Genomic DNA, 26,427 nt, shown 5'->3' on the forward strand with positions numbered 1-26,427 from the left:
TTCGAGGTCAATGACCGGTCGCGGACTGCGTTGATGCGCTGAAAACCGGAGCGGGTTCGCCCGCCAGGGATACGTTGACACATGCGGGCAGCCCGCTGTCCGCCGCCGCGCGCAGCGCGGTGGCGAGGCTGTCGCTGTCCCGGGCGGCGTAGCCGGCTCCGCCAAGCGCCGCGGCGACTTCGTGGTAGCGCGCGGTCGGCGCGAGTTCGCAGCCGATCAGCCTTTGCGGACCGTAGGTGCGCATCTGGATCAAGTGTTCCGCGTTCCAGCGCAGGTCGTTGCCGACCACGGCGACGATCGCGGCGCGCTCGCGTACGGCCGTGTCCAGCTCCATCAGGTGAAAGCCCGCCGTGCCGTCGCCCATGAGCACGGCCACGGTGGCCTCTGGTTGTGCGATCTTGGCGGCGATGGCGTAGCAGATGCCTGCGCCGATCGCGCCCGACATGCCGTTGATGATGCGCACCGGCGCCTGGCAGTATGCCTGCGCCCACTGGCCGAATTCGCCGCCGTCGCAGACCAGGATGGGATTGGGGGCGGACGTGAGAAACGCTTGGACCGCTTCACATAGCGCGCGCGGCCCCAATGCTCCATCGGCGCAAGCCGCGGCGCCCAGAGTGTTCCGGTTGCGCAGCGCTTCGTCCACGCGCGCGCGCCACGAGGCGCGCGCGGCCGGGGCTGGCGCCGCTGGCAATGCCGGCAGCACGGTGTAGGGATCGCCCTGCAGGGCCAGAGCCAGGCGGTCGCCCAGCAGGCGGGCCGCGCGTTCCAGCATCGCGGGGTCGGGGTCTATCGCCACGACCCGGGCCGTCTTGCCCAGCGCGCCCGTGCCGCCGAAGCCCAGCGTGAAGTCCAGGCACTTGCCGGCCAGCACGATGAGGTCCGCCTGCGGAATGATTTCGGCCAGGGAGCCCAGGGAAGGGTCCTTCAGGCCGCGCGGGCTTTCCATGGGGATGAGGTGCACGCCTAGCGTTGCTTCCAGCTTCTCGCGAACCGCGCGCATGTGCGGACGCGCTCCGGTGGGGCCTGCCAGCAACAGGGGGCGCTGTGCCGAGTCAAGCAGCGCGGCGAGCTGTTCCAGGCCGGCTGCGTCCACTGCAGCGGGCTCGCGCTTCGGTGTAGTGGCGGGCAGTTCTGCCAAGCCCGTCTCCGCGGTCATCAGGTCGAAGGGCAGGGCCAGATGAACCGGTCCGCGCCGTGGGGCAAGCGCTTGCGCGACCGCGCGGTCGAGCGCGGGATAAAGCTCCTGCACGGTCCGCGGACGCAGCGATAGCTTGGTCAAGGAACGGGTGATGGAAACCTGGTCCAGTTCCTGGAACGCGCCCATGCCGTCTTCTCCTACCGAGGAGTCGCCGGAGATGAGGAGCACGGGGCTTTCCGCCTGCGACGCCGAGTAAAGCGGCGCCAGGCCATTGGTGATGCCGGGCGCGGCGGTCAGCATCGCGACGCCAAGCTCGCCGGTGATCTGGGACCAGGCGTCCGCCATGAAGACGGCGGCCGCCTCATGCCGCACATGGATGATGCGGATGCCTGCATCGATACAGGCATCGTAGAGCGGCATGATCTGATTGCCGGACAGGCTGAAGATGGTCTTGACGCCCAGGCGATGCAGCGTACGGATAATCAACTGGGATCCAAGCACCTGTCTCTCCGCTGGGGCTGCGTCGGCTGTGCGCCGCGCGCCTGTTTTTTACCGGCTATGGGAGAGTTCAGTGTATCGGCTATCCGTGGCGGGTTGGTTGATGTTTTTTGAACCTAGGGGGCGGCCCGCGGACGGTCTTGTTCCGTCTGCGCGACCGCGTCGCGCACGCCTTGCCCATAGGCCGGGTCTGCCCGGGTGCAGTTGGCGATATGGCGTTCGATGACTTCCCTGGAGGCGCCGCGGATCGCGCGCGCGGTGTTCTGGAACAGTCTCTGTTTTTCGTCCGCCGCCATCAACCGGAACAGGTTGCCGGGCTGGGAGTAGTAGTCGGTATCTTCCCTGTGATCCCAGCGGGCCGCAGCGCCGCTGATCTCCAGCGGTGGTTCGGAATAGTCCGGCTGCGCCTGCAGGACGCCATGGCTGTTGGGCGTGTACGCGGGCGTGCTGCCGCCGTTGCCATCCACGCGCATCGCTCCGTCGCGGTGATAACTGTGAAATGGGCAGCGAGGCGCGTTCACCGGGATCTGCGGGTAGTTCACGCCCAGCCGATAGCGCTGCGTGTCGCCATACGAGAACAGGCGGCCCTGCAGCATCTTGTCCGGAGAGAAGCCAATGCCGGGCACGATTGCCGCGGGACTGAACGCGGCTTGTTCGACCTCGGCGAAGAAATTCTCGGGGTTTCGATTGAGCTCCAGGACGCCGACTTCGATCAGCGGATAGTCCTTGTGCGGCCAAACCTTGGTCAGGTCGAAGGGGTTGAGATGATAGGTATGGGCTTCGGCGTCGGGCATGATCTGCACATACAGGGTCCAGCGCGGAAACTCGCCGCGTTCGATCGCTTCGTACAGGTCACGCTGATTGCTTTCGCGGTCCGCGGCGATGACCTGACCGGCCTCGGCGTCCGTCAGGTTCCGGATGCCCTGCTGGGTCTTGAAGGTGAACTTGACCCAGAAGCGCTCGCGGGCGGCGTTGATGAAGCTATAGGTATGGCTGCCGAAGCCATGCATGTGGCGATAGCTCTTCGGAATGCCGCGGTCGCCCATGATGAGCGTCACCTGGTGCAGGGTCTCGGGCAGCAGCGTCCAGTAGTCCCAGTTGTTCTGCGGGCTGCGCATGCCGGTGCGAGGATCGCGTTTGACGGCCCGGTTCAGGTCGGAGAATTTCAGCGGATCGCGCACGAAGAAGACCGGCGTGTTGTTGCCGACCAGGTCCCAGTTGCCCTCCTCGGTATAGAACTTGAGCGCGAATCCGCGGATGTCGCGTTCCGCGTCGGCCGCGCCGCGTTCGCCCGCCACGGTCGAGAAGCGGGCGAACATTTCGGTCTGCTTGCCTACCTGGCTGAAGATCCTGGCCTTGGTGTAGCGCGTGATGTCATGGGTGACGGTGAACGTGCCGAAGGCGCCGGCTCCCTTGGCGTGCATGCGCCGCTCGGGGATCACTTCGCGGTCGAAGTGCGCCATCTTTTCCAGGAACCAGACGTCCTGCAACAGCGCCGGCCCGCGCCGGCCGGCGGTCATCGTGTTGTCGTCGTCGGGCACGGGGGCGCCGAACGCGGTGGTGAGTTTGCTCATGATGGGCTCCTTGCGTGGTTCAACGGGGCAGCGGCCTTCAAGAGCGGGAGCATCGCAACGGGCTCGGATCCGGCCGCGCCAATCTCAGACGTAGTGCTCGATGGGGGAATGGTCTTCCAGGCGCAGCACACGACCATCGATGACGAGGGACGGCAGGCGGGTGATGCCAAGCGCCCGGGCCTGGGCGGCGGACCCGGGCTGCCGCGCGAGATCGAATGATTCGTAGCGATGCTGAGGCGTCGCGAAGGCCGCGGCCATGCTGCGGTCTATGCCCAGGCAGAGATTGCAGCCGTCGTGGAACAGGGTGACTTGAATCAAGGCGATCTCCTTGGCGTGCCGCCAGGGCGGCTGCGTCCCGGCACCCGTGCCTCATGGGCCGACATGCCAGGCTGGTCTTGGAGGCGCGGGCTGGAATCGAACCAACCTCAGGAGATTTGCAATCTGCCGCATGACCACTCTGCCACCGCGCCGTTTTGTTTGTCCTAGGACGTAATGAATGGTACGGAAGCCGGGCAGGGCGCGGGCTTCCTCGAATCCACGAAAATTGTCCTGGCGTCCAGCATGAATGACGCAGGCCAAGGCCGCGTATGTCATAGGGCGTGTGACAGTGGGGGACGGAGAGGGCGGCGCAATATGGCCGCAGGCAGCGTGGGGAGATGCCCGCGTTGCGAGCAGAAATGAAAAAAGGGCCCGAAGGCCCTTTCTCAAGGATTTCCAGAAAGAATCTGGAAATCAGAATTTGGAGCGGGAGACGAGTCTCGAACTCGCGACCTCAACCTTGGCAAGGTTGCGCTCTACCAACTGAGCTACTCCCGCATGGGTTCTGCACTTGAAACAGCCAGAACCTGTTTTCTTATTCACTCTGATCAACTTGGTTATCGATCAGAAGGCGCGCATTCTACATGATTTTTTTGAGCTTGTCTTGGCCTGGACTTATTTGGGTCTGTTCACTGCAAGCAGTTTGCGAACAAAGCCTGAAATTCAGGGCAAGCACTCAATCAAGTAATATGAGCGAAGACAGAAACTATAGCAATCCGCAGCATCCATGTCAAATTCTCCCGCCAAAGTTCTTCCGTCCCCAGCCTTGTCGCCAGCCAGCCAGGATCTCACCCGGCTGAATACGTTGGGCCTGGCGTCGCGGGCCGGGGCCTTTGTGACCCTGGAAGATGCGGCGCAGTTGCCGGCGTTGTCGCAGCTGGCGCACGAGGCGTCTTCCCTGCTGGTGCTGGGGGGAGGCAGCAATCTGGTATTGCCGAGCCAGGTGCAGGGATTGGTGGCTCGCGTCGCGTTCAAGGGCGTGCGCCTGCTGGAAGCTCGTCCGGATGCCTGGCTGATCGAGGCGGCGGGCGGCGAGACCTGGCACGGCTTTGTCGAAACCTGCGTGAACCAGGGCTGGGACGGGCTGGAAAACCTGGCGCTGATCCCGGGTACGGTGGGCGCGGCACCGGTGCAGAACATCGGCGCTTACGGCGTTGAACTGCAGGAGCGTTTCCACAGCCTGACCGCCTGGGACGTGCGCGCAGGGCGCCTGGTCGAAATGAGCGCGGCCGATTGCCGCTTTTCCTACCGCGACAGCGTGTTCAAGCACGACGAGCCCGGACGCTGGGTCATCGTGAGTGTGCGTTTCGCCTTGCCCCGGCCCTGGCGGCCCGTGCTGGGCTACCCTGATTTGCAGCGCCACGCGCGGCTGGCGGCGGGACAGCCGAGCGCCCGCGATATCTTCGACGCGGTGTGCGAGATCCGCCGCGCCAAGCTGCCCGATCCGGCGGTGACGGGCAACGCAGGCAGTTTTTTCAAGAACCCTATCGTGTCGGCGCAAGTGCGGGACAGGCTGCTGGACCGTTTTCCCGGTCTGGTGTCCTACGTCCAGCCCGACGGCGGCTACAAGCTGGCGGCCGGCTGGCTGATAGACCAATGCGGCTGGAAGGGCCGCTCGCTGGGGGCCGCGGGCGTGCATGAGCGCCAGGCTCTGGTACTGGTCAATCGCGGCGGGGCCACGGCGGCCGACATCATGGGCTTGGCGCATGCCATCCAGGCCGCGGTGTCCGAGCGCTACGGCGTGCGGCTCGAACCGGAACCCGTGGTGGTGTGAGGCCGTTTGGGCCGGGCAAGAAAAAAGGACCCCGCAGGGTCCTTTTTTGCAGGCGAGGGCTTGGGCTTCAGAGGCCCAGCACCGATTGCATGTCGTACAGGCCGTTGTGCTTGCCTTCCAGGAAGCGGGCGGCGCGCAGGGCGCCTTCCGCATAGGTGGCGCGGCTGGCCGAGCGGTGCGTGATTTCGATGCGTTCGCCGGTGCCGCAGAAGGACACGGTGTGGTCGCCGACGATGTCGCCGCCGCGCAGCACCGAGAAGCCGATGGTGCCCGGCTTGCGCACGCCGGTATCGCCGTGGCGGCTCCAGGTGGCGACGTCCGGCAGGGCCACGTTCCAGGCCGAAGCAATGGTTTCGCCCATTTTCAGCGCGGTGCCCGAAGGCGCGTCGACCTTGTTGCGGTGGTGCGCTTCGAAGACTTCGACGTCGTAGCCGGAGTTCAGGATGCGAGCGGCCATGTCCAGCAGCTTGAGCGTGGCGTTCACGCCCACGCTCATGTTGGGCGCGAAGACGATGCCGATCTTCTGGGCGGCGACTTCGATCGCGGCGCGGCCGTTGTCGTCGAAACCGGTGGTGCCGATGACGGCGTTCACGCCGTGCTTGACGCAGGCCTGCAAGTGTTCAAGCGTGCCTTCGGGGCGGGTGAAGTCGATCAGGCAGTCGGCCTGGGCCAGGGCGTCGAGGTCATCGGTGATGGCCACGCCCGTCTGCTTGCCCAGCGGCGCGCCGGCGTCCTGGCCCAGCGCGGCCGAGCCCTGGCGGTCCAGCGCCGCGGCGAGCTGCAGGCCGGAGGCGTTCAGCACGGCTTCGATCAGCATCTGGCCCATACGGCCGCTGGCGCCGGCAATTGCGATACGCATAGATAGTCCTTGGTGTTACTTGAGCGGCTCTGGGGCGTTGCCGGGCTGGCCAGGGTACTGGTTGAGGGGGCTGACCGGGGCGGCGGAGTCGCGCTTGCGCTGGTCTTCCTCTTCCTTCTGGCGGGTTTCTTCTTCGATGAGGCGCTTGTCTGCCTTTTCGTCGGCGACGGCGTTGGGCGTATTGATCTGGTAAGGCTGCAGTTCTGGCTGCTTGTCGCCTTCCCAGCGGGTCAGGCGGTCGTTTTCGAACCAGACGGTGAATTTGCGTTCCTGGGCGTCGCCGTAGCCAGGCTTGTAGTAGTAGGGGTAGTCCCAGCGGTTGGCGTGCAGCACGCTGGTCAGCGTGGGGCTGCCAAGGGCGAAGCGCACCTGCTCGCGCGTCATGCCGGGCTGCAGCAGGGCGACCTGCTCCTGGGTGATCCAGTTTCCTTGCTGGACGCCGGCCTTGTAGGGGAAGCCCCACTTGTCCCCCGAGCATCCAGCCAGGGCGACGGCCAGAGCGGCCACCGCCAGGCCGGTCTTCAGCGAGCGGGAGGGAATTCGTGCAATCATGGACACTACGCGCCCCTATTATTTGGAAGCAGACAAAACCGTTATCATAAAGGTTTCATAAGGATAGTTCCGCGTGGCGGCATGATTTCGGTGAGCCGGCTCGCGGTGAACCTATCCTGCCCATGCCAACGCGGACGGAGAGCGATTACACCATGAGCGACCAAAGCGAACTGAAGAACATGGGTTTGAAGGCGACGTTTCCCCGCCTGAAAATTCTTGATATTTTCCGGAAATCGGATCAACGGCACCTGAGCGCCGAAGACGTCTATCGCGCCCTTATCGGCGAAAACGTCGAAATCGGGCTGGCCACCGTCTATCGCGTCCTGACCCAGTTCGAACAGGCCGGCATCCTTGCCCGCAGCCAGTTCGACAGCGGCAAGGCGGTGTTCGAGCTCAACGACGGCGATCACCACGATCACCTGATCTGCACGAATTGCGGCAAGGTGGTCGAGTTTTCGGACCCCGAAATCGAAAAGCGTCAGCAAAAGATTGCCAAGGACAACTCCTTCGCGCTGGAAAGCCACGCCATGGTGTTGTATGGCATCTGCGGCAGCTGCATGAAGGGCCGCTGATCCGGCCCTGCCTACGGCCCGCGGCTACGCTCGCAGCGGGTCCGTGAGATCCAAATCCCCTTCAATGTGAAGGGGATTTTTTTATGGCGCGAATCGGCCCTGTTTTTGCCGGCGTCCCCGCTGTAAAGCGGCGGGCCAGCGCTTCAGTTCTGCCCGAAACCTTCCAGCATTTCGCGGGCGTGTTCGCGGGTGGTCGCCGTGAGCTTGATGCCGCCCAGCATGCGCGCGATTTCCTCCACGCGGGAGGAAGCGTCCAGTTCCTCGATGCTGGAGCGGGTGGCGCCGCGCGATTCCGCCTTGCTGACCAGGAATTGGTTGTTGGCGCAGGCCGCGACCTGGGGCAGGTGGGTCACGCACAGCACCTGATGACGTTCGCCGAGCTCGCGCAGCAGCTTGCCGACGGCCTCGGCCACCGCGCCGCCCACCCCGCTGTCGACTTCATCGAAGATCAGCGTCGGCACGCGCGCAGCGCGACTGGCGATGACCGACAGCGCCAGCGAAATCCGCGACAGTTCGCCGCCCGAAGCCACCTTGGCCAGCGGCCGCGGCGTGGTGCCGGCATGGCCGGCCACCAGGAACTCAACCTGCTCGTTGCCGTGCGCGGACGGCGCCGATTCGGCTAGCGTGGGTTCGAACTTGCCGCCCTGCATGGCCAGCGTCTGCATGGCTTGCGTGACCTGCTTGCCCAGGTCCTTGGCGACCTTGCGGCGCGCCGTCGTCAGCTTGGCGGCCGTGGCGTCGTACTGCGCCTGCGCAGCTTGCGTCTGGGCGCGCAGGGCATCGATGTCGCCCGCGGCTTGCAGCGCCTTGAGCTGCGCATGCAGCGTGTCGCGCAGCTCGCAAAGCGCGTCGGGCTCGACGCGGAATTTGCGAGCGGTTTCGAATACCAGGCCCAGGCGCGCCTCGACCGCTACGAGCCGCTGAGGATCGAGATCGACTCGGCTGACGTAGTTGTTCAGGTCCGATACGGCCTCGCTGATCGCGATGCGGGCCGATTCCAGTTCATCGTAGACGCCCTGCAAGCCGGGATCGTGGCGCAGCATCTGCTGGATGCGGTGGTTGGCCGCGGTGAGCCGGTGGTGCGCGGAATCGCCTTCGCCGTCCAGCCCTTCGAGGATCTGGTTGGCGCCATCCAGCAGGGATTGCGAATGCGACAGGCGGGTGTGCTCGGACTGCAGCGCATCCCATTCGTCGGGACCGAGATTCAGCTGATCGAGTTCGTCGACCTGCCATTGCAGGCGGTCGCGTTCGGTAGCCAGGCTTGCGGCGTCCTTTTCGGCGGATTCCAGCTGGCGCGCCAACGCGCGCCATTGCTTCCAGGCCTGGCCGACCGAGTTGCGCAGTTCGCCATGGCCGCCGTGGGCATCCAGCAGGTCGCGCTGGGCGTCGGCGCGCATCAGGCTCTGGTGCGCATGCTGGCCGTGGATGTCGACCAGGCTGTCGCCCAGTTCGCGCAATTGCGCCACGGTGGCCGGCGTGCCATTGATGTAGGCGCGGCTGCGGCCCTGGGCGTCGATGACGCGGCGCAGGGACAGTTCCGTGTCGGCGTCGATCTCGCGCTCTTGCAGCCAGGCGATCAGGCCCTTGGGGGTATCGAAGACCGCGGTGATGTCGGCGCGCGGCGCGCCCTCGCGCAGCATGCTGGCGTCGCCGCGTTCGCCCAGCGTGAGCGCCAGCGCGTCCACCAGTATGGATTTGCCTGCGCCGGTCTCACCGGAAAAGACGGTAAAGCCGGGGCCGAAATGGATCTCGGTCTGTTCGACGATGACGAAGTCGCGGATATGCAGGGTGCGCAGCATGTCGGGGCGCTTACTACTCTACGTTGTCAGAGGCTTCGGGCATCAGGTTCCAGTGCAGCTTGCGGCGCAGGGTGGAGAAGAAACTGTAGCCTTCGGGATGCACGAAGCGGATGGTATAGGGCGCGCGCTGCACGACGATGCGGTCGCCCGGCTGCAGGTCGGACCAGGTCTGCATATCGAAATGCACGCTGGCGCCGACTTCGACGCGGCCCATGGCCGTGAGCGTCATGTTCAGCACGCCGGAGTCGGGAATGACGATGGGGCGGTTGGACAGGGTTTGCGGCGCCACCGGCACCAGCACCATGGCGTTCATGCCCGGATGCAGGATGGGACCGTTGGCCGACAGCGCATACGCGGTGGAGCCCGTAGGCGTGGCGATGATCAGGCCGTCGGCGCGCTGCGTGTACATGAAGGCGCCGTCCAGCTCCACCCGCACTTCGATCATGCCGCCGCGTCCCGCGCGGTTCAGCACCACGTCGTTCAGGGCCGACGCGGAATACATTTTCTGATCGCCGCGCCACACGCTGCCTTCCAGCAGCATGCGTTCCTCGATCTGGAAGCTGCCTTCGAGCACGCGCGCCAGCGCGCCATGCGCGTCCTGCAACGCGATGTCGGTGATGAAGCCCAGGCGTCCGTGGTTGATGCCGACCAGCGGCATGCCATAGGGAGCAAGGTGGCGGCTGGCGCCCAGCACGGTGCCGTCGCCGCCCATGACGACGGCCAGCGACGCGGTCTTGCCGATTTCCTCGAGCGTGGCGACGGGGTATTCGGTCAGCCCGGTGTTGCGCGCCGTGTCCGCATCGATGAGCACCTGCCGGCCCGCTTGCGTCAGCGCGTGGGCGAGTGCTCTCAGCGGTGTGTCCAGGCCGGTGTCCTGGTATCTGCCGATCAGGGCTACGGTAGGAAAATGCATGGCTGCTTGCGTATCAAAAAAGGCCGGACCAGAAGCCGAAACCTGCCCGGAATGGGCGGTTTAGCCGATTATATGGGGCCGCATATGTGCTTGCGGGACAAAAATCGCCTCAATTGAAAAAGATTCCCTAAAATACTTGTTATGGATGACCGCGCACGCGCACTACTGAAAGCGTTGATCGAACGCTATATCGCCGATGGGCAGCCAGTCGGCTCGCGGACGCTATCGAAAGTATTCGACTTGTCCCCGGCCACGATCCGCAATGTGATGGCGGATCTCGAAGAACTGGGACTGATCCACAGCCCGCACACCTCCGCCGGCCGCGTGCCCACGCCGCGGGGCTACCGCATGTTCGTCGATTCGCTGCTGGCGGTGCAGTCCTACCAGCTCGAACCGCACAACATGGGCGAGATGCTGGCGGCCGCCGAACCTACGCGCGCCGTCAATGCCGCCGCGGCCCTGCTGTCCAACCTGACCCAGTTCGCGGGAGTGGTGCTCACGCCCAAGCGCGCCCAGGTGTTCCGCCAGATCGAATTCATCCGCCTGTCCGATAAGCGCGTGCTGCTCATCATCGTCACGCCCGACGGCGATGTTCAAAATCGCATCCTTTTCGTTCAGCGCGACTATGCCGAAGCGGAACTGCTGGAAGCCGGCAATTTCTTCAACATGCATTTCGCCGGCAAGTCCTTCAATGTCGTGCGGCAAACCCTGTCGACCGAACTGGCGCAATTGCGCGAGGACATCTCGCGCCTGATGCAGGCCGCGGTCGAAGCCAGCGCGGAAGCCGCCGAGGACGGCGATGCCATGGTCATTTCCGGCGAGCGCAAGTTGCTGGACGTGACCGACATCGCCTCCGACATGGACCGCCTGCGCAAGATGTTCTCGCTGTTCGAGAAAAAGACCGACCTGCTGCAGCTCCTGGACGTGTCCACCCGCGCCCAGGGCGTGCAGATCTACATCGGCGGCGATTCGCAGCTGGTGCCGATGGAAGAGGTCTCGGTCATCACCGCGCCTTACGGCGTGGACGGCAAGGTCGTGGGCACGCTGGGCGTGATCGGTCCCACGCGCATGGCCTACGAGCGCGTCATTCCCATAGTGGATATCACGGCGCGCTTGCTGTCCAACGCCCTCAGCCACAACCAGTAGGTCCATCCGAAGCTACGTCCTCCTTGCGGAGGAAGGGGAGTGTTTGTGTTTCTTCGCCTGTTCAAGTACCTGTGGCCTGAGCGCTATCTGCCGGAACCCGAGCAGGAGGACCCCTTCAACGAAGACCCCGCGCCCCGCGGGCCGGCCAAGGTCGGCGTGCTGCTGGTGAACCTGGGCACCCCGGACACCCCGGGTAAGCAAGACATACGCAAATACCTGGGCGAGTTCCTGTCCGACCCGCGCGTGATCGAGATCCCGCGCTATCTGTGGAAGCCCATCCTGCATTGCCTGGTGCTGACGATGCGGCCCAAGAAGCTGGAGCCGCGCTACGCCGGCGTCTGGATGAAGGAAGGCTCGCCCCTGATGGTGTACAGCCAGCGACAGGCCGATGGTGTGCGCGCGGCCCTGGCCGAGGCCGGAATCGACGCCGTGGTGGAGCTGGGCATGCGTTACGGCAACCCCTCGATCCCCGACGCCATTTCCCGGCTGCGCCGGCAGGGCTGCGAACGCATACTGACCGTCCCGCTCTATCCGCAGTACGCCGCCAGCACCACCGCCACGGTGGTGGATGCGGTCACCCGCCATGCCGGCCGCCTGCGCGACCAGCCCGAGCTGCGCTTCATCAAGCGTTTCCACGAAGAGCCGGCCTATCTGGACGCGCTGGCCGGTCGCATCGAACGCTATTGGCAAGAGCACGGCAAACCGCAGAAGCTGGTCATGAGCTTTCACGGCCTGCCGCGCTATTCGATCGAACTGGGCGACCCGTACTACCGCGACTGCATGGAAACGGCGCGCCTGCTGGGCCAACGCCTGTCGCTGCCGCGCGAACAGGTCGAGGTGACCTTCCAGAGCCGTTTCGGTACGGCCCGCTGGCTGGAGCCCTATACCGAACCGACCCTGAAGGCGCTGGCCGCCGCCGGGGTTACCGAGGTCGATGTGGTGTGCCCGGGTTTTGTGGCAGACTGTCTGGAAACCCTGGAAGAGATCAGCCTGGAGTGCCGCGACGCCTTTATCGGGGCCGGCGGCAAGCGTTTCCGCTACATCCCGGCGATCAACGACGATCCGGCCTGGATCGCAGGGCTGGCCGACCTGGTGGCACGCCACTTGCAGGGGTGGCCCACGCAAATCACGGACTTGAAGGAGAAGGCGCATGCACCATGATCCCAAGACTGGAAAGATCGTCAAAAAGGGGCAGGTCAGTACCCCGGTGGACGAAGATCAGGTGGAACACGAACTGGACGAGGCGCTTGCCGAGACCTTCCCCGCCAGCGACCCCATCGCGATCAGCCCCGAGCCGGACGAGGACCGCGCCGTGGACCGCGCCCTGAAGGACAGTTTTCCCGCCAGCGACCCGGTGGCGCCCGCACAGCCGCACAAGAAATAGCCTGGCGCAGAGGGCGTCCGCCATTTGCCGGATGGCGTCGAAAAGCGCTGAATCTATGCTTGCAGTCTGAGATTTGACGGCATTTGGCAGAAATTGGGCGGATTTCTGATTACATTCCGCCTGCCTCTGCTGGCTGGCGCCGTCAGGGAATATTTGCTTTCCCGGGCTTGAAATAGGGGTATTGGCCCCCATTCATGTCTGCGAAAGCCATACTTTTTGGAGGATTCCCCATGACGGCACCCAACGAGCCTGTAGATCAGACGCCCGAAGTCGGCCAGAACGCCGATGCGGCCTCCGCCGCCGAGGACGCCGTGCAGGCCGAGCTGAACGAGTTGCGCGCCCAGCTGGACGCCGCCCAGGCTACCGTCAATGAGCAGCAGGACCAGCTTTTGCGCATCCGGGCCGAAGCCGAGAACGTGCGCCGCCGTGCACAGGAAGACGTGTCCAAGGCGCGCAAGTTCGGCATCGAGTCGTTCGCGGAAAGCCTGGTCCCGGTCAAGGACAGCCTGGAAGCAGCGCTGGCCCAGCCTGAGCAAACCGTTGAAACCCTGAGCGAAGGCGTCCAAGTGACCCTCAAGCAGCTGACGGCCGCCTTCGAGCGCAATCTGCTCAAGGAAATCGCGCCGGCACAGGGCGACAAGTTCGACCCGCACCTGCACCAGGCCATTTCGTCCATCCCCGCCGAGCAGCCCGCCAATACCGTGGTCCAGCTGCTGCAAAAGGGCTACGCCATCGCCGACCGGACCTTGCGCCCCGCGCTGGTCGTGGTGTCCGCCGGCCAGGGCTGAGCAGGCGGCGTGCCATGACGGATCCCCGGTTCGACCCCGCCCAGATATTCCAGGTGTTCGGCATGCGGCACGTCGACACCGAGGGATTCGACGCGGCGGTGGTGCAGGCGCCGGGGACGGATCTGCGCTGCGTGTTCCTCTGGGGACAGGATTGCTATAACTGCAATATTTTCAAGCAGACCGCCTTGCTGCACCGGGACGCGCTGCTGGAGCTGGGGCTGACCTGGTTCGAAGCCGACGTCTACGCGGACGAAGCGCTGGGAAGGCGCTTCTCGCTGCATGGTGTCCCCACTTTTGTGCTGTACCGCGCTGGCAAGCGGCTGGGCCGCGTCACCGGCTGGCCCGGCCTGCCGCAATTCACCGCGGCCATGCGCCGCCTGCAGGAAACGGCTGTAGAAAATTCCGGCCAGGCGTCTTGAAAAACCCTGCGGGCAGCCCCAGTTATGTGGGGACAAGAAGTTTCTCCCTATTTTCATAGATTCAATCAAGGTAACCGACCATGAGCAAGATTATTGGCATTGACCTGGGCACGACCAACAGCTGCGTGGCTGTCATGGACGGCGGGCAGGTCAAAATCATTGAAAACGCGGAAGGCGCTCGCACCACCCCCTCCATCGTCGCCTACATGGACGATGGCGAAACCCTGGTCGGCGCGCCGGCCAAGCGCCAGGCCGTGACCAACCCGCGCAACACCCTGTATGCGGTGAAGCGCCTGATCGGCCGCAAGTTCGAAGAGAAGGCGGTGCAGAAGGACATCAACCTGATGCCCTATGCCATCGTCAAGGCCGACAACGGCGACGCCTGGGTGGAAGTGCGCGGCAAGAAGATGGCGCCTCCCCAAGTGTCGGCCGACGTGCTGCGCAAGATGAAGAAGACCGCCGAGGACTACCTGGGCGAAGAAGTGACCGAGGCCGTCATCACCGTGCCCGCCTACTTCAACGACAGCCAACGCCAGGCCACCAAGGACGCTGGCCGCATCGCCGGTCTGGAAGTCAAGCGCATCATCAACGAACCCACCGCAGCCGCGCTGGCGTTCGGCCTGGACAAGACCGAAAAGGGCGACCGCAAGATCGCCGTCTATGACCTGGGCGGCGGCACGTTCGACGTGTCCATCATCGAAATCGCCGATGTGGACGGCGAAAAGCAGTTCGAAGTGCTGTCGACCAACGGCGACACCTTCCTGGGCGGCGAAGACTTCGACCAGCGCATCATCGACTACATCATTGCCGAGTTCAAGAAGGAACAAGGCGTTGATCTGTCCAAGGACGTGCTGGCCCTGCAACGCCTGAAGGAAGCGGCCGAAAAGGCCAAGATCGAGCTGTCCTCGGCGCAACAGACCGAAATCAACCTGCCGTACATCACGGCGGATGCCTCGGGCCCGAAGCACTTGAACCTGAAGATCACGCGCGCCAAGCTGGAAGCGCTGGTCGAAGAACTGATCGAACGCACGATCGAGCCCTGCCGCGTGGCCATCAAGGACGCCGGCGTGAAGGTTTCCGACATCGACGACGTGATCCTGGTCGGCGGCATGACCCGCATGCCCAAGGTCCAGGAAAAGGTGAAGGAATTCTTCGGCAAGGATCCGCGCAAGGACGTGAACCCCGATGAAGCCGTCGCCGCTGGCGCCGCCATTCAAGGTTCCGTGCTGTCGGGCGACCGCAAGGACGTGCTGCTGTTGGACGTCACCCCCCTGTCCCTGGGCATCGAAACCCTGGGCGGCGTGATGACCAAGATGATCCAGAAGAACACGACCATTCCGACCCGGTTCTCGCAGACCTTCTCGACCGCTGACGACAACCAGCCGGCCGTGACGATCAAGGTGTTCCAGGGCGAGCGCGAAATCGCTGCGGGCAACAAGGCCCTGGGCGAGTTCAACCTCGAAGGGATCCCGCCGTCGCCCCGCGGCATGCCGCAGATCGAAGTCACCTTCGACATCGACGCCAACGGCATCCTGCACGTGTCCGCCAAGGACAAGGGCACCGGCAAGGAAAACAAGATCACCATCAAGGCCAACTCGGGTCTGTCGGAAGACGAGATCCAGCGCATGGTCAAGGATGCCGAGGCCAATGCCGAGGAAGATCACCGCGTTGCCGAACTGGCCCAGTCGCGCAACCAGGCCGATGCGCTGGTGCATGCCACCCGCAAGTCGCTGACCGAATATGGCGACAAGCTCGAGGCTTCCGAAAAGGAAGGCATCGAAGCCGCCATCAAGGAACTGGAAGACACGCTGAAGGACGGCGACAAGGCCGCGATCGACGCCAAGGTGGAAGCCCTGTCGACGGTTTCGCAGAAGCTGGGCGAAAAGATGTACGCCGACATGCAGGCGCAGCAAGCCGCCGGCCAGCAGCAAGCGGCCGACAACGCGAAGCCGGTGGACGACAATGTCGTCGACGCCGACTTCAAGGAAGTCAAGCGCGACCAATAATGGCCGGGCGCTGACCTGCCTCTGCCGCCCGGTAGCCGGAGAAATCCGCCTACCGGGCGTACTCATTCTGTAGCACTGAAAAGAAGGCTCGTTTTCGAGCCCACGGATCATGGCAAAACGTGACTATTACGAAGTCTTGGGCGTCGCGAAGAACGCCTCGGACGACGACCTCAAGAAGGCCTATCGAAAGCTGGCCATGAAGTACCATCCGGACCGCAATCCGGACAGCAAAGAAGCCGAAGAGAAGTTCAAGGAAGCCAAGGAAGCCTACGAGGTCCTGGGTGACGATCAGAAGCGCGCCGCCTACGACCGCTACGGCCACGCGGGCGTGGACCCCAACTCCGCCGGCATGGGCGGCGGCATGGGCGGCGGTTTCGCCGATGCGTTCGGCGACATCTTCGGCGAAATCTTCGGCGGCGGCGGCGGTGGCCGTCGTGGCGGCGGCCCGCAGGTTTACCGCGGCGCCGACCTGAAGTACGCGCTGGAAATCACGCTGGAGCAGGCCGCGGCCGGTTTCGACACCGAGATCCGCGTGCCCAGCTGGGAAAACTGCGACACCTGCCACGGTTCCGGCGCCAAGGCCGGTACCTCGCCCAAGACCTGCCGCACCTGCGGCGGCTCGGGCGCCGTGCGCATGCAGCAGGGTTTCTTCAGCGTGCAGCAGACCTGCCCGACCTGCCACGGCAACGGCAAGGAAATCACCGATCCCTGCCCCGCCTGCGACGGCGTGGGCCGCATCCGCCGCAACAAGACGCTGCAGGTCAAGATTCCGGCCGGCATCGATGACGGCATGCGCATCCGCTCCAGCGGCAACGGCGAACCGGGCATCAACGGCGGTCCTCCGGGCGATCTGTATGTGGAAATCCACATCAAGCAGCACAAGATCTTCCAGCGCGACGGCGACGACCTGCATTGCGAACTGACCATTCCGTTCACGTCGGCGGCGCTGGGCGGCGAGCTTCAGGTACCGACGCTGGGCGGCAAGGCCGAAATCTCGATCCCCGAAGGCACGCAGTCGGGCAAGACCTTCCGCTTGCGCGGCAAGGGCATCCGCGGCGTGCGCGGCAGCTACCCGGGCGATCTGTACTGCCATGTAGTGGTGGAAACGCCCGTGCGCCTGAGCGACGATCAGAAGAACATCCTGCGCCAGTTCGAGGCTTCGCTGAACGATGGCGGCGACCGCCATTCGCCGCAAAGCAAGTCCTGGACCGACCGGGTGAAGGAATTCTTCAGCTGAATTGGCTGAGGCATGCAAAAAGCCGCGATCATGATCGCGGCTTTTTTTTGCCCGGCGAGGGCGTGGGGGCGGGGGCAGCGCGCATATGAAAAGACCGCGGCTTGCGCCGCGGTCCAGTGCTACTGCTACTGCGAGTACTGCAACTGCTGTATCGACTGCAACTTCAACTTCAACTTCAGCTTCAGCTTCTACTGCTACTTTCACAGCTACTTCTACTGCTACTTCTACTGCTACTTCGACCGCCGCTGTCGCCGATAAAAACCGGCCTCAAACCATGATGCCGTCCGAGGCCGGCCGGGCCACAGCAAGCAGCTCACCGGGTGATCGGCGGGTACTCGAGTTCGCCGAACGTGTATTGGCCGCTGGCCTTGGCTTGCGCCAGTTCCTGCTGGACTTCAGCGCTGGTCTTGGCGCTGGCGGGGGCGGATACAGCCGCCGGGTATTCCAGTTCACCGAAGGTGTACTGGCCGCTGACCTTGGCTTGTTGCAGCTGGGCTTGCACTTCCTGCGAGCTCAGGCTGGTGGTCTGGGGCAGGGCGGGCGGATAGTCCAGCTCGCCGAAGGTGTACTGGCCGCTGATCTTGGCTTGCTGCAGTTCAGTGGCGACCTGGGCGCTGCTCTTGGCTTGTTCAACGCCGGCGGCTTGGGCGCCAACGCCAACCAGGGCCAGGGATAGCAGCAGGGTGGTGGTTAGGGTTTTCATGGTAGACCTCCAATTCGTCTTGGTTGGGGACCGAATCCGGCGGCCCTCCGTCGTGGTTCGTTGTGTGTTCCCGATGACTGAATTGTGCTCGTTATCCCACCTGGGATAAACCCGTATTCCTTGAAAACATCTTTCCAAATAATCGAGTAATCACGTTCGCTTTTATGATTTCATCCATTTTTGGCATAGTCGGGGGGCGTTCTGGTGAATTTTGGTGAGCTGACCAGCGCCGGAAAGCCAAAAAAAGCCCCGCCGCAGCGGGGCTTGAGCGAGGCGGGCCTGGTCAGGGCGCCGGCTTCTTCTTGAAGTCGCCGGCAACCGCGGTGCTGAAACCGTCCGCGCGCAGATACTTGCGCAAAGCCGCATTGACCGAATCGGCCGTCAGCGCGGAGATCTTCTTGTCCATGTCGGCCGACCAGGCGAAGGTGCGGCCGCGCTGCATGTAATCCAGCCAGGTGCTGGCCAGGACGTCGTCCTGGGCGCGGGCCAGATTGCGGTAGTTCAGCAGGGCCGTGATGCCGTCCGAGATTTCCTTGTCCGTGAAGCCGTCCTTCAGCACGCGCGCCAGTTCTTCGCCGATGGCCTTTTCCAGGCGCTCGCGGTTTTGCGGCGCGTAGATGGCGTACATGGTCCAGCTGGCGGAGGGCTCGAACGACGAGACCGACAGCGAGCTGCGCACGTTGTACGAGAGGCCGTCGGTTTCGCGTACGCGGTTCCACAGGCGCGAGGTTTCGGAGGCGCCGAACAGGTAGTTGGCCAGGTACAGCGCGGCGTAGTCCGCGTCCGTGTCCTGCAGCTTCAGCGGCATGCGCGAAATGTAGAACGCATTGGCCTTGTCGGGCGTGTCGATGTCGAACTGCTTGGCGGGAATGTCGCGGTACGGATTGGGCACGCGCGTGTAGCCAGGAGCCTTTTTCCAGCCGGCCAAACCGGTCTTGAGCGCCTTTTCCACGGCTGCGGGCTCGAAATCGCCCACCGCCGAGTACTCGATGTTGCCGGCGCCGTAGAACTTGGAATGGAACTTGACCAGGGCGTCGCGGTTCAGGGCGCGCACGCCGGCCAGCGATTCCTCGAAGGTCGGCACGTAGCGCAGGTCATTGGCGGGCCACGGATTGTCCTGGCGGGCCAGCGCGCGTCCGGCCAGTGCCGACGGTTCGGTCATGGCGTTCTGGATCGAGGTTTCGAGCTGGCGCTGATATTCCTCCAGTTGCTCCTTGGGGAAGTTGGCGTTGCGGACGATGTCCAATGCCAGCGCGGTGAGTTCGGGCAGGTTTTCGCCCTTGGTCGACATGGCGATCTTGAGCGTGGTGCCGCCGCCGCTGAAGCCGAGTTCGGCCTGCAGCTTGTCCAGGCGGTCCTGGATGTCCTGGCGCGACAGCTTGGCCGTGCCGCGGGTCAGCAGGTCGGCCACGGCGCTGGAATTCACGCGTTGGCCGAGCAGGTCTTTTTCGTTGCCGAACTGGATCAGCATCTGCGCCTGCACCCGGTTGCCGCGCGTGGCCTTGGGCAGCAGCGCCAACTGCACGGAGCCGTTGGGCAGGTCCAGCTTCTTGCGCTGCGTCAGCTTGTCGATGTTCTCGGGCGTGGGGTCGAAGGCCGATGCGGCCTTGAAGTCCGGATCGCCCTTGTAGTCCTTGAAGACGGCCGTCAGGTCCACCCGTTGTTCTTGCGGCGCGCGCACGGGCTTCTCGGTGGGGATGTAGCGGCCTTCGACGCTGTTGCTTTGGACCAGGTAGGTGGTCGCGGCGCGCTGCACTTCGGCCAGCGTGGCCTTGCGGGCGCGGTCGCGCTGCAGGAAGAACAGGCGCCAGTCGCCGGCGGCGATGGCCTCGGACAGCGCCACGCCGACCTGTTCGGGATCGCTATAGGTCTGTTCCCAGGCAGTCAGCCATTTGCTGCGGGCGCGGTCCAGCTCCTGCTGTGTGAAGGGCTTCTTGTCCAGGGTCTCCAGCGTGCCGGTCAGCGCCTTCATGGCGGCGTCCAGGCTCTTGCCCGGCGTCAGTTGGGCGGCGAACATCGCCAGGCCCGGATCCAGGTTTTCCATGGTGAAGCCGAACACGCCCGAGGCCAGCTTGGTCGGGACCAAGGCATGGTAGAGACGGCCGGAGGGCGTGTCGGCCAGGATGGTGGCGGCCAGGTCCAGCGGCACGAAGTCGGCGCTGCCGGCGGCAGGAATGTGGTACATGGCCGCGACCAGCGGCGTGCCGCCCGTGCGGCGCAGGGTTACGGAACGTTCACCATCCTGCACGGGTTCCACCGTGTATTCGGGCGGGAGCTTGCGTTCGGGCTTGGGCAGCTTGCCCAGCGTTTCCTCGATGTCGGCCAGGGTCGCCTGCGGGTCGAACTTGCCCGCCACGATCAGCACGGCGTTATCGGGCTGGTAGTACTCGTGATAGAAGGCGCGCAACTGGCCGATGTCCACGTTCTCGACGTCGGAACGGGCGCCGATGGTGTTCTTGCCGTAGCTGTGCCACTGGAAGGCCGCGGCCTGCATCTTCTGCATCAGGATGCGGAAGGGGCTGTTTTCGCCGCTTTCCATTTCGTTGCGGACCACGGTCATTTCCGAGTCCAGGTCTTCCTTGGCGATCAGGGAATTGACCATGGCGTCGGCCTGCCAGCCCAGGTACCACTTGAGCGTGTCGGGGTTGGCGGCGAAGCTGGCGAAGTAGTTGGTGCGGTCGCTGGAGGTCGAACCATTGGCCTGCAAGCCGCGGCGCGAGAACTCGCCCATGGCGTTGCGGGTGGTCGAGGTGCCCTTGAACAGCATGTGCTCCAGCAGGTGAGCCATGCCTGTCTGGCCGTAGTTCTCGTTGCGCGAGCCCACCAGGTAGGTCATGTTGACGGTGGTGGACGGTTTGGATTCATCGGGAACCAGCAGCACCCTCAGGCCGTTGGCCAGGCGGTATTCGGTGATGCCTTCGATCGAGGCGGCCTCCGAGACGCCCGCCGGCAGGCTGGCGGCGCCGGCCTGAAAGGCCAGGAAGGAGGAAAACAGCAGCACGCTCAGCGGGCGCGGCAGCTTCGACAGGGACAGGCGCATGGCAGACAATTCCTTTGGCATGGCAGAATCCGTTGGAGTGTATACGTTGGCAATGGTTCAGGGGCGCGGCGCGGCGTTGTCCACGGCGCGCGGCCCGGGACCGCAAGCAAGGAAGTCCGTCATGTCTCTATCCCTGGAAGTCGAAACGCCACGCCTGGTGCTGCGCCAATGGCGCGCCGCCGACCGTGAACCTTTCGCGGCGCTGAACCAGGACCCCCGCGTCGCCGAGTACCTGCTGCCGCTGAATGCACAGGAAAGCGATGCGCTTGCCGACCGGCTGGCCGCCGGCATCGACGAGCACGGCTGGGGCTTCTGGGCCGTGGAGGCGCCAGGCGTGGCGCCCTTCATCGGTTTTGTCGGCATCAAGCCGCTGGCGCCCACCCTGCCGTTCGCGCCAGGCGTGGAGATAGGCTGGCGCCTGGCGCAGCGGCACTGGGGCAAGGGCTACGCCAGCGAAGCCGCCGAGGCGGCCTTGCGCGCGGGGTTCGAGCAGGTGGGACTGGATGAGATCGTGGCCTTCACGGCCACGGGCAACCTGCGTTCGCGTGCGGTGATGGACCGCTTGGGCATGAGGGAGGATCCGGAAGGTTTCGACCATCCCGCCGTTCCACAGGGGCATCCGCTGTGTCGACACGTGCTGTACCGCATTGGGCGTGAGAACTGGCGATTGCGGCAAATTGGTGACACAGGTGAAGCAGCCGTGCCAGTTGCGGCGGCATAAGGGTCCAGGAGGGGCGTCCGGCTGTGATGTTGCGGCGCAATATGACGAAATGACGGGGCTGATTTGAGCTGTCCCGGCCCACGGGTGTAAGCTTTTCAAGACGCAGTACCCAGTTGCAGACGGGATGCGCGACAGCCCGCCCACAGGTTTCCCGTCCAACGCCAGACGCCGTTTTCTGCCCGGCGCCGGTGCTTGTCGTTCGCGCCTTCGCCGCCGGCATTGTGCCGGCGCACTTACCGGAGGAACGACCCATGCTGACCGAGATCGTCACGCGTGCCTTGTCCCAATTGACCGGCAGCCCATTGAGCGGCGACGGGATCAAAGGACAGTTTCAGTACGCCTATGCCAGTGATGACGGCCAATTCGTGGCCATATTGACCCATGACATGACCACCTATGTGGTGGACTTGAGCACACAACGATATTTCGCGGAGTGCGGCGGCTCGCCACGGGGCTTCGCCGGGCACGTGCTGGAAATGGAAGGCGCGGCGGCGCGCAGCCATCCCTGGCCCGCCGCCAACGATCTGTTCGACCTGGACATGGATGCGGATGAGCTTGCATGGCGCAACTGCCCTGGCTTGCGTGGCGAGCCGCCCGCCGCCCGATCTGCTGAGAGCCGCGCCGCCTGAGAGTGGCCAGAAGCGGCAAGATCCAATTGAACCGGCGGCTCCGCCGGTTTTTTTTGCCTGTAGCGGCCGAAAGCCGAATCGCCGCAAGGCCTTGCGGGTCGCTACAATTTGCGCCATGACTACGCACGCCGAAACCCGCGCGCCGGATGGCGCAACCCTGGTCGATTGCACGCATGAGCGCCATGCCGACCAGATACTGGCCATATTCAACGACGCCATCGTCAATTCCACCGCGCTGTACGACTACAAGCCGCGGCCGCGCGAGGCGATGCTGGGCTGGTTCCAGACCAAGCAGCAGGGCGGTTTTCCGGTGCTTGGGTACGAGAATGCCGACGGCGAACTGATGGCCTTCGCCAGCTACGGCACCTTCCGCGCCTGGCCGGCCTTCAAGTACTCGGTGGAGCATTCCGTGTACGTGGACGGACGTTTTCGCGGACTGGGCTTGGGCGAGGCGCTGATGCGCGAGCTGATCCAGCGGGCGCGCGCCAATCAAGTGCACGTGCTGGTCGGCGGCATCGACGCGAGCAATCAGGGCAGCATCCGCCTGCACGAGAAGCTGGGCTTCACGCATGCAGGCACCATCCGCGAGGCAGGCTTCAAGTTCGGACGCTGGCTGGATCTGGCGTTCTATCAGCTGACGCTGGATACGCCTGAAAAGCCGGTCGACGGGTGACCGGCAGTCCTACTTCGATAGCACACGCATGGCCTGTTCCAGGCCGGCGACCGTCACCGGGTACATGCGGCCCTGCATGATGTCGCGCATCAGCGCGATGGACTGGCGGTATTGCCAGGACGCGGTGGGCTCGGGATTGAGCCAGACCGATTTGGGCCAGGCGTCCAGCAGGCGGCGCATCCATTCGGCGCCGGGCTCCTTGTTGTAGTGCTCGACGGAGCCGCCCGGCTGCAGGATTTCGTAGGGGCTCATGGTGGCGTCACCGACGATGATCAGGCGCCAATCCGGGTTGTACTTGCGCAGCACGTCCCAGGTGTCGAAGCGTTCGTTCTGGCGCCGGCGGTTGCTTTGCCACAGGCTTTCGTACGGGCAGTTGTGGAAGTAGTAGACCTCCAGGTTGCGGAATTCGCTGCGCGCCGCCGAGAACAATTCCTCGACGCGTCCGATGTGGTCGTCCATGCTGCCGCCCACGTCCAGCAGCATCAGCACCTTCACGGTGTTGTGGCGTTCGGGGACCATGCGCAGGTCCAGATGGCCGGCATTGCGCGCGGTGCTGGCGATGGTGTCGTCCAGGTCCAGTTCCATTTCGGCGCCTTGCCTTGCGAAGCGCCGCAGGCGGCGAAGCGCCACCTTGAAGTTGCGCGTGCCCAGCTCGACCTGATCGTCGTAGTCCTTGAACTGGCGCATGTCCCAGACCTTGACCGCGCTGCGGTTGCCGGCCGAGTCGCCGCCCACGCGTATGCCTTCGGGGTGGTAGCCGCCATTGCCGAAAGGCGAGGTGCCGCCGGTGCCGATCCATTTGCTGCCGCCGGCGTGGCGTTCCTTCTGCTCTTCCAGGCGCTCCTTGAAGAGCTCCATCAGCTTGTCCCAGCCGTGCTTTTCGATTGCGGCTTTTTCTTCCGGGCTCAGGCTTTTTTCGAACTGCTTGATGAGCCAGTCCAGCGGGATTTCCTTGCCTGGGGGCAGGGCGGCCGCGATGCCCTTGTAGTAGGCGCCGAAAGCCTTGTCGTAGCGGTCGTAGAGCGCCTCGTCCTTGACCAGCGTGGCGCGCGCCAGGAAGTAGAACTCGTCCAGCGTGGGCGCCATGAGATCCTGGCGCAGGGCGTCCACCAGGGTCAGGTATTCCTTGACCGAGACGGGCAGCTTATGCGCCCGGAGGTGATAGAAGAAGTCGATCAGCATTTGCGGGCTGCCGGTAGTTGCTGGCGGATCGTTGCTGGCGGATCAGCGGCGCTGGCCGCCGCGCGTCATGGCCGCCAGGCGTTCCAGCAGGTGCACGTCCTGCTCGTTCTTGAGCAGCGCGCCGGCCATCAGCGGCACGGCCGTGGCCGTGTGCGCGTCGATCTCGGCGGCGGTCGAACCCTCGGCCAGCAACAGGCGCAACCAATCCAGCAGTTCGGAGGTGGACGGTTTTTTCTTCAGGCCCGGCGCGTCGCGCAGCGCGAAGAAGGTGTCCAGCGCCGCGCGCAGCACGTCCTGCTTCAGGTGCGGGTAGTGCACGGCCACGATGTCGCGCATGGTTTCGCGGTCGGGGAAACGGATGTAGTGGAAGAAGCAGCGGCGCAGGAAAGCGTCGGGCAGGTCCTTTTCGTTGTTGGACGTGATGATGACCAGCGGACGGTGCCGCGCGGAGATGGTCTCGCGCGTTTCGTACACGTGGAATTCCATGCGGTCCAGTTCGCGCAGCAGATCGTTGGGGAATTCGATGTCGGCCTTGTCGATCTCGTCGATCAGCAGCACCACCGGCTCAGGCGACTGGAAGGCCTGCCACAGCGTGCCCTGCACGATGTAGTTGCGAATGTCGCGGACCTTTTCGTCGCCCAGCTGCGAGTCGCGCAGGCGCGACACCGCGTCGTATTCATACAGGCCCTGATGGGCCTTGGTGGTCGACTTGATGTGCCACTGCAACAGCGGCCGTCCCAGCGCACGCGCCACTTCCTCGGCCAGCATGGTCTTGCCGGTGCCGGGTTCGCCCTTGATCAGCAGCGGACGCTGCAAGGTGAGGGCGGCATTGACGGCGAGTTTCAGGTCATCGGTGGCGACATAGTTGTCGGTCCCGTCGAAGCGGTCTGGCGAGGCGGAAGTAGCGGACTGGGCTGCGGACATGGTCTGATGGCTTCTGAGATTTGACGGTGATCAATACCATGGTAAAGGTATTAATCCTGAGCAATTATCGTACAATCAGGCGGTTTTGCTTTGGGTTCGACCCGCAACGTGTTTGCCGAGGGCCTTTTCGTGTGAGCAGGCCCTAGTCCTTAGCCATACCAAGAAGAGCCATTCCAATGAAGTTGCGAACCTCTCTGAAGTACACGGTATCCGTGTTGGCCGCGATGGCATCCTGTGCGATCGCCGGCCAGTCTGTTGCTGCAGACGCAGCAGTGGTCGGTAATGTCCAGAACGCCCGCGACAAGGTTTCCATGTGCATCGGTTGCCACGGCATCGAAGGCTACAAGGCAACGTTTCCCGAGCTGTACCACGTGCCGATGATCGCTGGGCAGAACGCCAAGTACATCGAAACCGCCCTCAACGAGTACAAGAAAGGCGCGCGCAGCCATCCCACGATGGACGCCATTGCCGGCAGCCTGTCCGACCAGGACATCGCCGATCTGGCCGCGTACTACTCGAATCTCAAGTAAGGGGGCAAACACATGAATCGCTACATGCTTGCCCTTGCGGGCGCGACCCTGGCCATGACGGGCGTTGCCGCCCAGGCGCAGGACCTGGCGGCCGGCAAGGCCGTCTTCGACAAATTCAACTGCGCTTCCTGCCACGGCGCCGACGCCAAGACGGCCGTGGATCCGGCCTATCCGACGCTGGCTGGCCAGCACGCGGACTACCTGGTTCACGCCCTGAAGGCCTACAAGCGCGGCGCGTCCGGCAGCGCGGCCACGGCCAACGTGCGCAAGAACCCCATCATGGGCGCTTTCGCGACCCAGCTGTCCGACCAGGACATCTCCAACGTGGCGGCATGGCTGTCGGCGCAGCCGAGCGACCTGGGCGTGCGCAGGTAAGCCGTCCGGATCCGTTCCGCAAACAAGAAAGCCCTCGGTCGAGGGCTTTTCTTTTTCCGCCGGGCCGTCCCAAGGAAAAATAGCCCCCTCGGGGGGCAGCAAGCCGAAGGCGCAGCGTGGGGGCTTTTCTTTTTCCGCCGGGCCGTCCCAAGGAAAAAAAGCCCCTCGGGGGGCAGCAAGCCGAAGGCGCAGCGTGGGGGCGGTGCTCAGCGGCTGGCGCGCTGGCGGATCAGGTCGATATAGGTGTCGCTGTCCAGCGGCGTGCCCAGGCGCTGCGCTTCCCACACCACCTGCCCCAGGCATTCCATGATTTCATGCGCGGCCTGGTGCGCGTCGCCGCGCGACACCAGCTGCTGGTAGGCCTGCCGGATTCCCGGCGGATGGTCGATGGACAGCTGCTCTGCAATGGCCAGATGCATGGACAGGTGCAGAAAGGGATTGGTGCGCCCCTTTTCCACCGAGTATTCGGCCGTCATGGCCTCGGGGTTTTCCAGGTCGCCGTGGTATTCGGGATGTTCGATGATCCAGTCCAGCGCGATGGCCTCGAGCGGTGTCAGCACTTCGGAGGCGCGATGCTTGCGCCAGGTTTCGATGAAGAATTCGCGGACTTGGTCGCGTGAGGGATTGAACATCTGATGGGGCTGAAAAGCGGGCTGGTGATGCATTATTTTAC

General features: G+C 64.3%; 26 protein-coding genes and 2 tRNA genes. 14 read left to right on the plus strand and 14 right to left on the minus strand.

Annotation, left to right across the window (positions count from 1 at the left end; all coding sequences use genetic code 11):
• Positions 1 to 7: 7 nt before the first annotated feature.
• From IB259_RS17700 to IB259_RS17720, 5 genes are all read right to left on the minus strand, one after another.
• Positions 8 to 1,639, minus strand: a complete 1,632-nt coding sequence (locus IB259_RS17700; protein ID WP_192329790.1) for a thiamine pyrophosphate-binding protein — start codon at positions 1,637 to 1,639, stop codon at positions 8 to 10.
• Positions 1,640 to 1,752: 113 nt separating this feature from the next.
• Positions 1,753 to 3,210: a catalase gene (locus tag IB259_RS17705; protein WP_054450017.1), complete on the minus strand. Its 1,458-nt coding sequence runs from the start codon at positions 3,208 to 3,210 to the stop codon at positions 1,753 to 1,755.
• A gap of 84 nt (positions 3,211 to 3,294) precedes the next feature.
• A complete protein-coding gene (locus tag IB259_RS17710; protein WP_054450019.1) occupies positions 3,295 to 3,528 on the minus strand; it encodes a hypothetical protein in 234 nt (77 codons plus the stop codon).
• Between the two features lie 78 nt (positions 3,529 to 3,606).
• Positions 3,607 to 3,680: transfer RNA gene (locus IB259_RS17715), tRNA-Cys, on the minus strand.
• Positions 3,681 to 3,950: 270 nt separating this feature from the next.
• Positions 3,951 to 4,026 (minus strand) — tRNA-Gly (locus tag IB259_RS17720).
• Between the two features lie 229 nt (positions 4,027 to 4,255).
• On the opposite strand from IB259_RS17720, the gene murB reads away from it, so the two are divergent.
• Entirely contained in the window at positions 4,256 to 5,302 is a 1,047-nt protein-coding gene (gene murB / locus IB259_RS17725; RefSeq protein WP_192329792.1) for a UDP-N-acetylmuramate dehydrogenase, read from the plus strand.
• Between the two features lie 67 nt (positions 5,303 to 5,369).
• Here the strand turns inward: murB and dapB are convergent, their stop codons facing one another.
• Both dapB and IB259_RS17735 read right to left on the minus strand, forming a co-directional pair.
• The gene (gene dapB / locus IB259_RS17730) at positions 5,370 to 6,161 is read right to left on the minus strand and encodes a 4-hydroxy-tetrahydrodipicolinate reductase (protein WP_192329794.1); all 792 of its coding nucleotides are present in this window, start codon (positions 6,159 to 6,161) and stop codon (positions 5,370 to 5,372) included.
• Positions 6,162 to 6,176: 15 nt separating this feature from the next.
• A complete protein-coding gene (locus tag IB259_RS17735) occupies positions 6,177 to 6,713 on the minus strand; it encodes an outer membrane protein assembly factor BamE (protein ID WP_054450027.1) in 537 nt (178 codons plus the stop codon).
• A 152-nt stretch (positions 6,714 to 6,865) separates the two neighbouring features.
• Here IB259_RS17735 and fur point away from each other — a divergent pair, with 152 nt between their 5' ends.
• Positions 6,866 to 7,285, plus strand: a complete 420-nt coding sequence (gene fur / locus IB259_RS17740) for a ferric iron uptake transcriptional regulator (protein WP_043543731.1) — start codon at positions 6,866 to 6,868, stop codon at positions 7,283 to 7,285.
• A 143-nt stretch (positions 7,286 to 7,428) separates the two neighbouring features.
• Here the strand turns inward: fur and recN are convergent, their stop codons facing one another.
• Positions 7,429 to 9,084 (minus strand): DNA repair protein RecN, encoded by a 1,656-nt coding sequence (gene recN / locus IB259_RS17745; protein WP_119450762.1) that lies wholly within the window; start codon positions 9,082 to 9,084, stop codon positions 7,429 to 7,431.
• A gap of 13 nt (positions 9,085 to 9,097) precedes the next feature.
• Complete coding sequence (locus IB259_RS17750; protein WP_054450031.1) at positions 9,098 to 9,997, minus strand: NAD kinase; 900 nt, start codon at positions 9,995 to 9,997, stop codon at positions 9,098 to 9,100.
• Between the two features lie 141 nt (positions 9,998 to 10,138).
• Between IB259_RS17750 and hrcA the strand changes: the two genes are divergently transcribed.
• From hrcA to dnaJ, 7 genes are all read left to right on the plus strand, one after another.
• Positions 10,139 to 11,143, plus strand: a complete 1,005-nt coding sequence (gene hrcA, locus IB259_RS17755) for a heat-inducible transcriptional repressor HrcA (protein ID WP_054450033.1) — start codon at positions 10,139 to 10,141, stop codon at positions 11,141 to 11,143.
• A gap of 45 nt (positions 11,144 to 11,188) precedes the next feature.
• Positions 11,189 to 12,304, plus strand: a complete 1,116-nt coding sequence (gene hemH, locus IB259_RS17760) for a ferrochelatase (RefSeq protein WP_054451294.1) — start codon at positions 11,189 to 11,191, stop codon at positions 12,302 to 12,304.
• On the plus strand, positions 12,294 to 12,527 hold the full coding sequence (locus tag IB259_RS17765) for a hypothetical protein (RefSeq protein WP_013391860.1): 234 nt from the start codon (positions 12,294 to 12,296) through the stop codon (positions 12,525 to 12,527). Before hemH ends, IB259_RS17765 begins: the two co-directional genes overlap by 11 nt.
• A gap of 230 nt (positions 12,528 to 12,757) precedes the next feature.
• Entirely contained in the window at positions 12,758 to 13,315 is a 558-nt protein-coding gene (grpE, locus tag IB259_RS17770; protein ID WP_054450035.1) for a nucleotide exchange factor GrpE, read from the plus strand.
• Between the two features lie 14 nt (positions 13,316 to 13,329).
• A complete protein-coding gene (locus IB259_RS17775) occupies positions 13,330 to 13,734 on the plus strand; it encodes a thioredoxin family protein (protein ID WP_054450037.1) in 405 nt (134 codons plus the stop codon).
• A gap of 80 nt (positions 13,735 to 13,814) precedes the next feature.
• The gene (dnaK, locus tag IB259_RS17780; protein WP_054450039.1) at positions 13,815 to 15,740 is read left to right on the plus strand and encodes a molecular chaperone DnaK; all 1,926 of its coding nucleotides are present in this window, start codon (positions 13,815 to 13,817) and stop codon (positions 15,738 to 15,740) included.
• A 109-nt stretch (positions 15,741 to 15,849) separates the two neighbouring features.
• On the plus strand, positions 15,850 to 16,977 hold the full coding sequence (gene dnaJ / locus IB259_RS17785) for a molecular chaperone DnaJ (RefSeq protein WP_059373782.1): 1,128 nt from the start codon (positions 15,850 to 15,852) through the stop codon (positions 16,975 to 16,977).
• A 313-nt stretch (positions 16,978 to 17,290) separates the two neighbouring features.
• Here the strand turns inward: dnaJ and IB259_RS17790 are convergent, their stop codons facing one another.
• A complete protein-coding gene (locus tag IB259_RS17790; RefSeq protein WP_119450764.1) occupies positions 17,291 to 17,680 on the minus strand; it encodes a DUF4148 domain-containing protein in 390 nt (129 codons plus the stop codon).
• 283 nt (positions 17,681 to 17,963) lie between these two features.
• Positions 17,964 to 20,720, minus strand: a complete 2,757-nt coding sequence (locus IB259_RS17795; protein ID WP_192330096.1) for a pitrilysin family protein — start codon at positions 20,718 to 20,720, stop codon at positions 17,964 to 17,966.
• 121 nt (positions 20,721 to 20,841) lie between these two features.
• On the opposite strand from IB259_RS17795, the gene IB259_RS17800 reads away from it, so the two are divergent.
• The 3 genes from IB259_RS17800 (at position 20,842) to IB259_RS17810 (ending at position 22,743) form a co-directional block, all read left to right on the plus strand.
• Positions 20,842 to 21,441, plus strand: coding sequence for a GNAT family N-acetyltransferase (locus tag IB259_RS17800; RefSeq protein ID WP_192329796.1), 600 nt, complete (start codon positions 20,842 to 20,844; stop codon positions 21,439 to 21,441).
• Between the two features lie 251 nt (positions 21,442 to 21,692).
• Positions 21,693 to 22,070 (plus strand): hypothetical protein, encoded by a 378-nt coding sequence (locus tag IB259_RS17805; protein ID WP_054450052.1) that lies wholly within the window; start codon positions 21,693 to 21,695, stop codon positions 22,068 to 22,070.
• 115 nt (positions 22,071 to 22,185) lie between these two features.
• Positions 22,186 to 22,743: a GNAT family N-acetyltransferase gene (locus tag IB259_RS17810; protein ID WP_119450767.1), complete on the plus strand. Its 558-nt coding sequence runs from the start codon at positions 22,186 to 22,188 to the stop codon at positions 22,741 to 22,743.
• Between the two features lie 9 nt (positions 22,744 to 22,752).
• Here the strand turns inward: IB259_RS17810 and IB259_RS17815 are convergent, their stop codons facing one another.
• Both IB259_RS17815 and IB259_RS17820 read right to left on the minus strand, forming a co-directional pair.
• Entirely contained in the window at positions 22,753 to 23,925 is a 1,173-nt protein-coding gene (locus IB259_RS17815) for a VWA domain-containing protein (RefSeq protein WP_054450056.1), read from the minus strand.
• A 42-nt stretch (positions 23,926 to 23,967) separates the two neighbouring features.
• Positions 23,968 to 24,849 carry a MoxR family ATPase gene (locus IB259_RS17820; RefSeq protein ID WP_042796600.1) on the minus strand — a complete coding sequence of 294 codons (882 nt, stop codon included), beginning with the start codon at positions 24,847 to 24,849 and terminating at the stop codon, positions 23,968 to 23,970.
• 176 nt (positions 24,850 to 25,025) lie between these two features.
• On the opposite strand from IB259_RS17820, the gene IB259_RS17825 reads away from it, so the two are divergent.
• Together IB259_RS17825 and IB259_RS17830 are read left to right on the plus strand one after the other, a co-directional pair.
• On the plus strand, positions 25,026 to 25,379 hold the full coding sequence (locus IB259_RS17825; protein ID WP_013391872.1) for a cytochrome c: 354 nt from the start codon (positions 25,026 to 25,028) through the stop codon (positions 25,377 to 25,379).
• Positions 25,380 to 25,391: 12 nt separating this feature from the next.
• On the plus strand, positions 25,392 to 25,754 hold the full coding sequence (locus IB259_RS17830) for a cytochrome c (RefSeq protein WP_054450058.1): 363 nt from the start codon (positions 25,392 to 25,394) through the stop codon (positions 25,752 to 25,754).
• A gap of 206 nt (positions 25,755 to 25,960) precedes the next feature.
• Here the strand turns inward: IB259_RS17830 and IB259_RS17835 are convergent, their stop codons facing one another.
• Positions 25,961 to 26,386 (minus strand): DUF1841 family protein, encoded by a 426-nt coding sequence (locus tag IB259_RS17835; RefSeq protein ID WP_054450061.1) that lies wholly within the window; start codon positions 26,384 to 26,386, stop codon positions 25,961 to 25,963.
• Positions 26,387 to 26,427 lie beyond the last annotated feature (41 nt).

Source organism: Achromobacter sp. ACM04, from assembly GCF_014851465.1.
In the GTDB taxonomy this organism is placed as follows: domain Bacteria; phylum Pseudomonadota; class Gammaproteobacteria; order Burkholderiales; family Burkholderiaceae_B; genus Achromobacter; species Achromobacter aegrifaciens.

Excerpts from the sequence above, each read along its gene's own strand:
- hrcA (WP_054450033.1), top strand. The coding sequence starts at position 10,139 with ATGGATGACCGCGCACGCGCACTACTGAAAGCGTTGATCGAACGCTAT.
- IB259_RS17795 (WP_192330096.1), bottom strand. The coding sequence starts at position 20,720 with ATGCGCCTGTCCCTGTCGAAGCTGCCGCGCCCGCTGAGCGTGCTGCTG.
- IB259_RS17775 (WP_054450037.1), top strand. The coding sequence starts at position 13,330 with ATGACGGATCCCCGGTTCGACCCCGCCCAGATATTCCAGGTGTTCGGC.
- IB259_RS17825 (WP_013391872.1), top strand. The coding sequence starts at position 25,026 with ATGAAGTTGCGAACCTCTCTGAAGTACACGGTATCCGTGTTGGCCGCG.
- IB259_RS17835 (WP_054450061.1), bottom strand. The coding sequence starts at position 26,386 with ATGTTCAATCCCTCACGCGACCAAGTCCGCGAATTCTTCATCGAAACC.
- dapB (WP_192329794.1), bottom strand. The coding sequence starts at position 6,161 with ATGCGTATCGCAATTGCCGGCGCCAGCGGCCGTATGGGCCAGATGCTG.
- IB259_RS17815 (WP_054450056.1), bottom strand. The coding sequence starts at position 23,925 with ATGCTGATCGACTTCTTCTATCACCTCCGGGCGCATAAGCTGCCCGTC.
- IB259_RS17765 (WP_013391860.1), top strand. The coding sequence starts at position 12,294 with ATGCACCATGATCCCAAGACTGGAAAGATCGTCAAAAAGGGGCAGGTC.
- IB259_RS17810 (WP_119450767.1), top strand. The coding sequence starts at position 22,186 with ATGACTACGCACGCCGAAACCCGCGCGCCGGATGGCGCAACCCTGGTC.
- IB259_RS17790 (WP_119450764.1), bottom strand. The coding sequence starts at position 17,680 with ATGAAAACCCTAACCACCACCCTGCTGCTATCCCTGGCCCTGGTTGGC.
- IB259_RS17750 (WP_054450031.1), bottom strand. The coding sequence starts at position 9,997 with ATGCATTTTCCTACCGTAGCCCTGATCGGCAGATACCAGGACACCGGC.
- fur (WP_043543731.1), top strand. The coding sequence starts at position 6,866 with ATGAGCGACCAAAGCGAACTGAAGAACATGGGTTTGAAGGCGACGTTT.
- dnaK (WP_054450039.1), top strand. The coding sequence starts at position 13,815 with ATGAGCAAGATTATTGGCATTGACCTGGGCACGACCAACAGCTGCGTG.
- IB259_RS17735 (WP_054450027.1), bottom strand. The coding sequence starts at position 6,713 with ATGATTGCACGAATTCCCTCCCGCTCGCTGAAGACCGGCCTGGCGGTG.
- IB259_RS17820 (WP_042796600.1), bottom strand. The coding sequence starts at position 24,849 with ATGTCCGCAGCCCAGTCCGCTACTTCCGCCTCGCCAGACCGCTTCGAC.
- recN (WP_119450762.1), bottom strand. The coding sequence starts at position 9,084 with ATGCTGCGCACCCTGCATATCCGCGACTTCGTCATCGTCGAACAGACC.
- IB259_RS17830 (WP_054450058.1), top strand. The coding sequence starts at position 25,392 with ATGAATCGCTACATGCTTGCCCTTGCGGGCGCGACCCTGGCCATGACG.
- murB (WP_192329792.1), top strand. The coding sequence starts at position 4,256 with ATGTCAAATTCTCCCGCCAAAGTTCTTCCGTCCCCAGCCTTGTCGCCA.
- IB259_RS17705 (WP_054450017.1), bottom strand. The coding sequence starts at position 3,210 with ATGAGCAAACTCACCACCGCGTTCGGCGCCCCCGTGCCCGACGACGAC.
- dnaJ (WP_059373782.1), top strand. The coding sequence starts at position 15,850 with ATGGCAAAACGTGACTATTACGAAGTCTTGGGCGTCGCGAAGAACGCC.
- grpE (WP_054450035.1), top strand. The coding sequence starts at position 12,758 with ATGACGGCACCCAACGAGCCTGTAGATCAGACGCCCGAAGTCGGCCAG.
- IB259_RS17805 (WP_054450052.1), top strand. The coding sequence starts at position 21,693 with ATGCTGACCGAGATCGTCACGCGTGCCTTGTCCCAATTGACCGGCAGC.
- IB259_RS17800 (WP_192329796.1), top strand. The coding sequence starts at position 20,842 with ATGTCTCTATCCCTGGAAGTCGAAACGCCACGCCTGGTGCTGCGCCAA.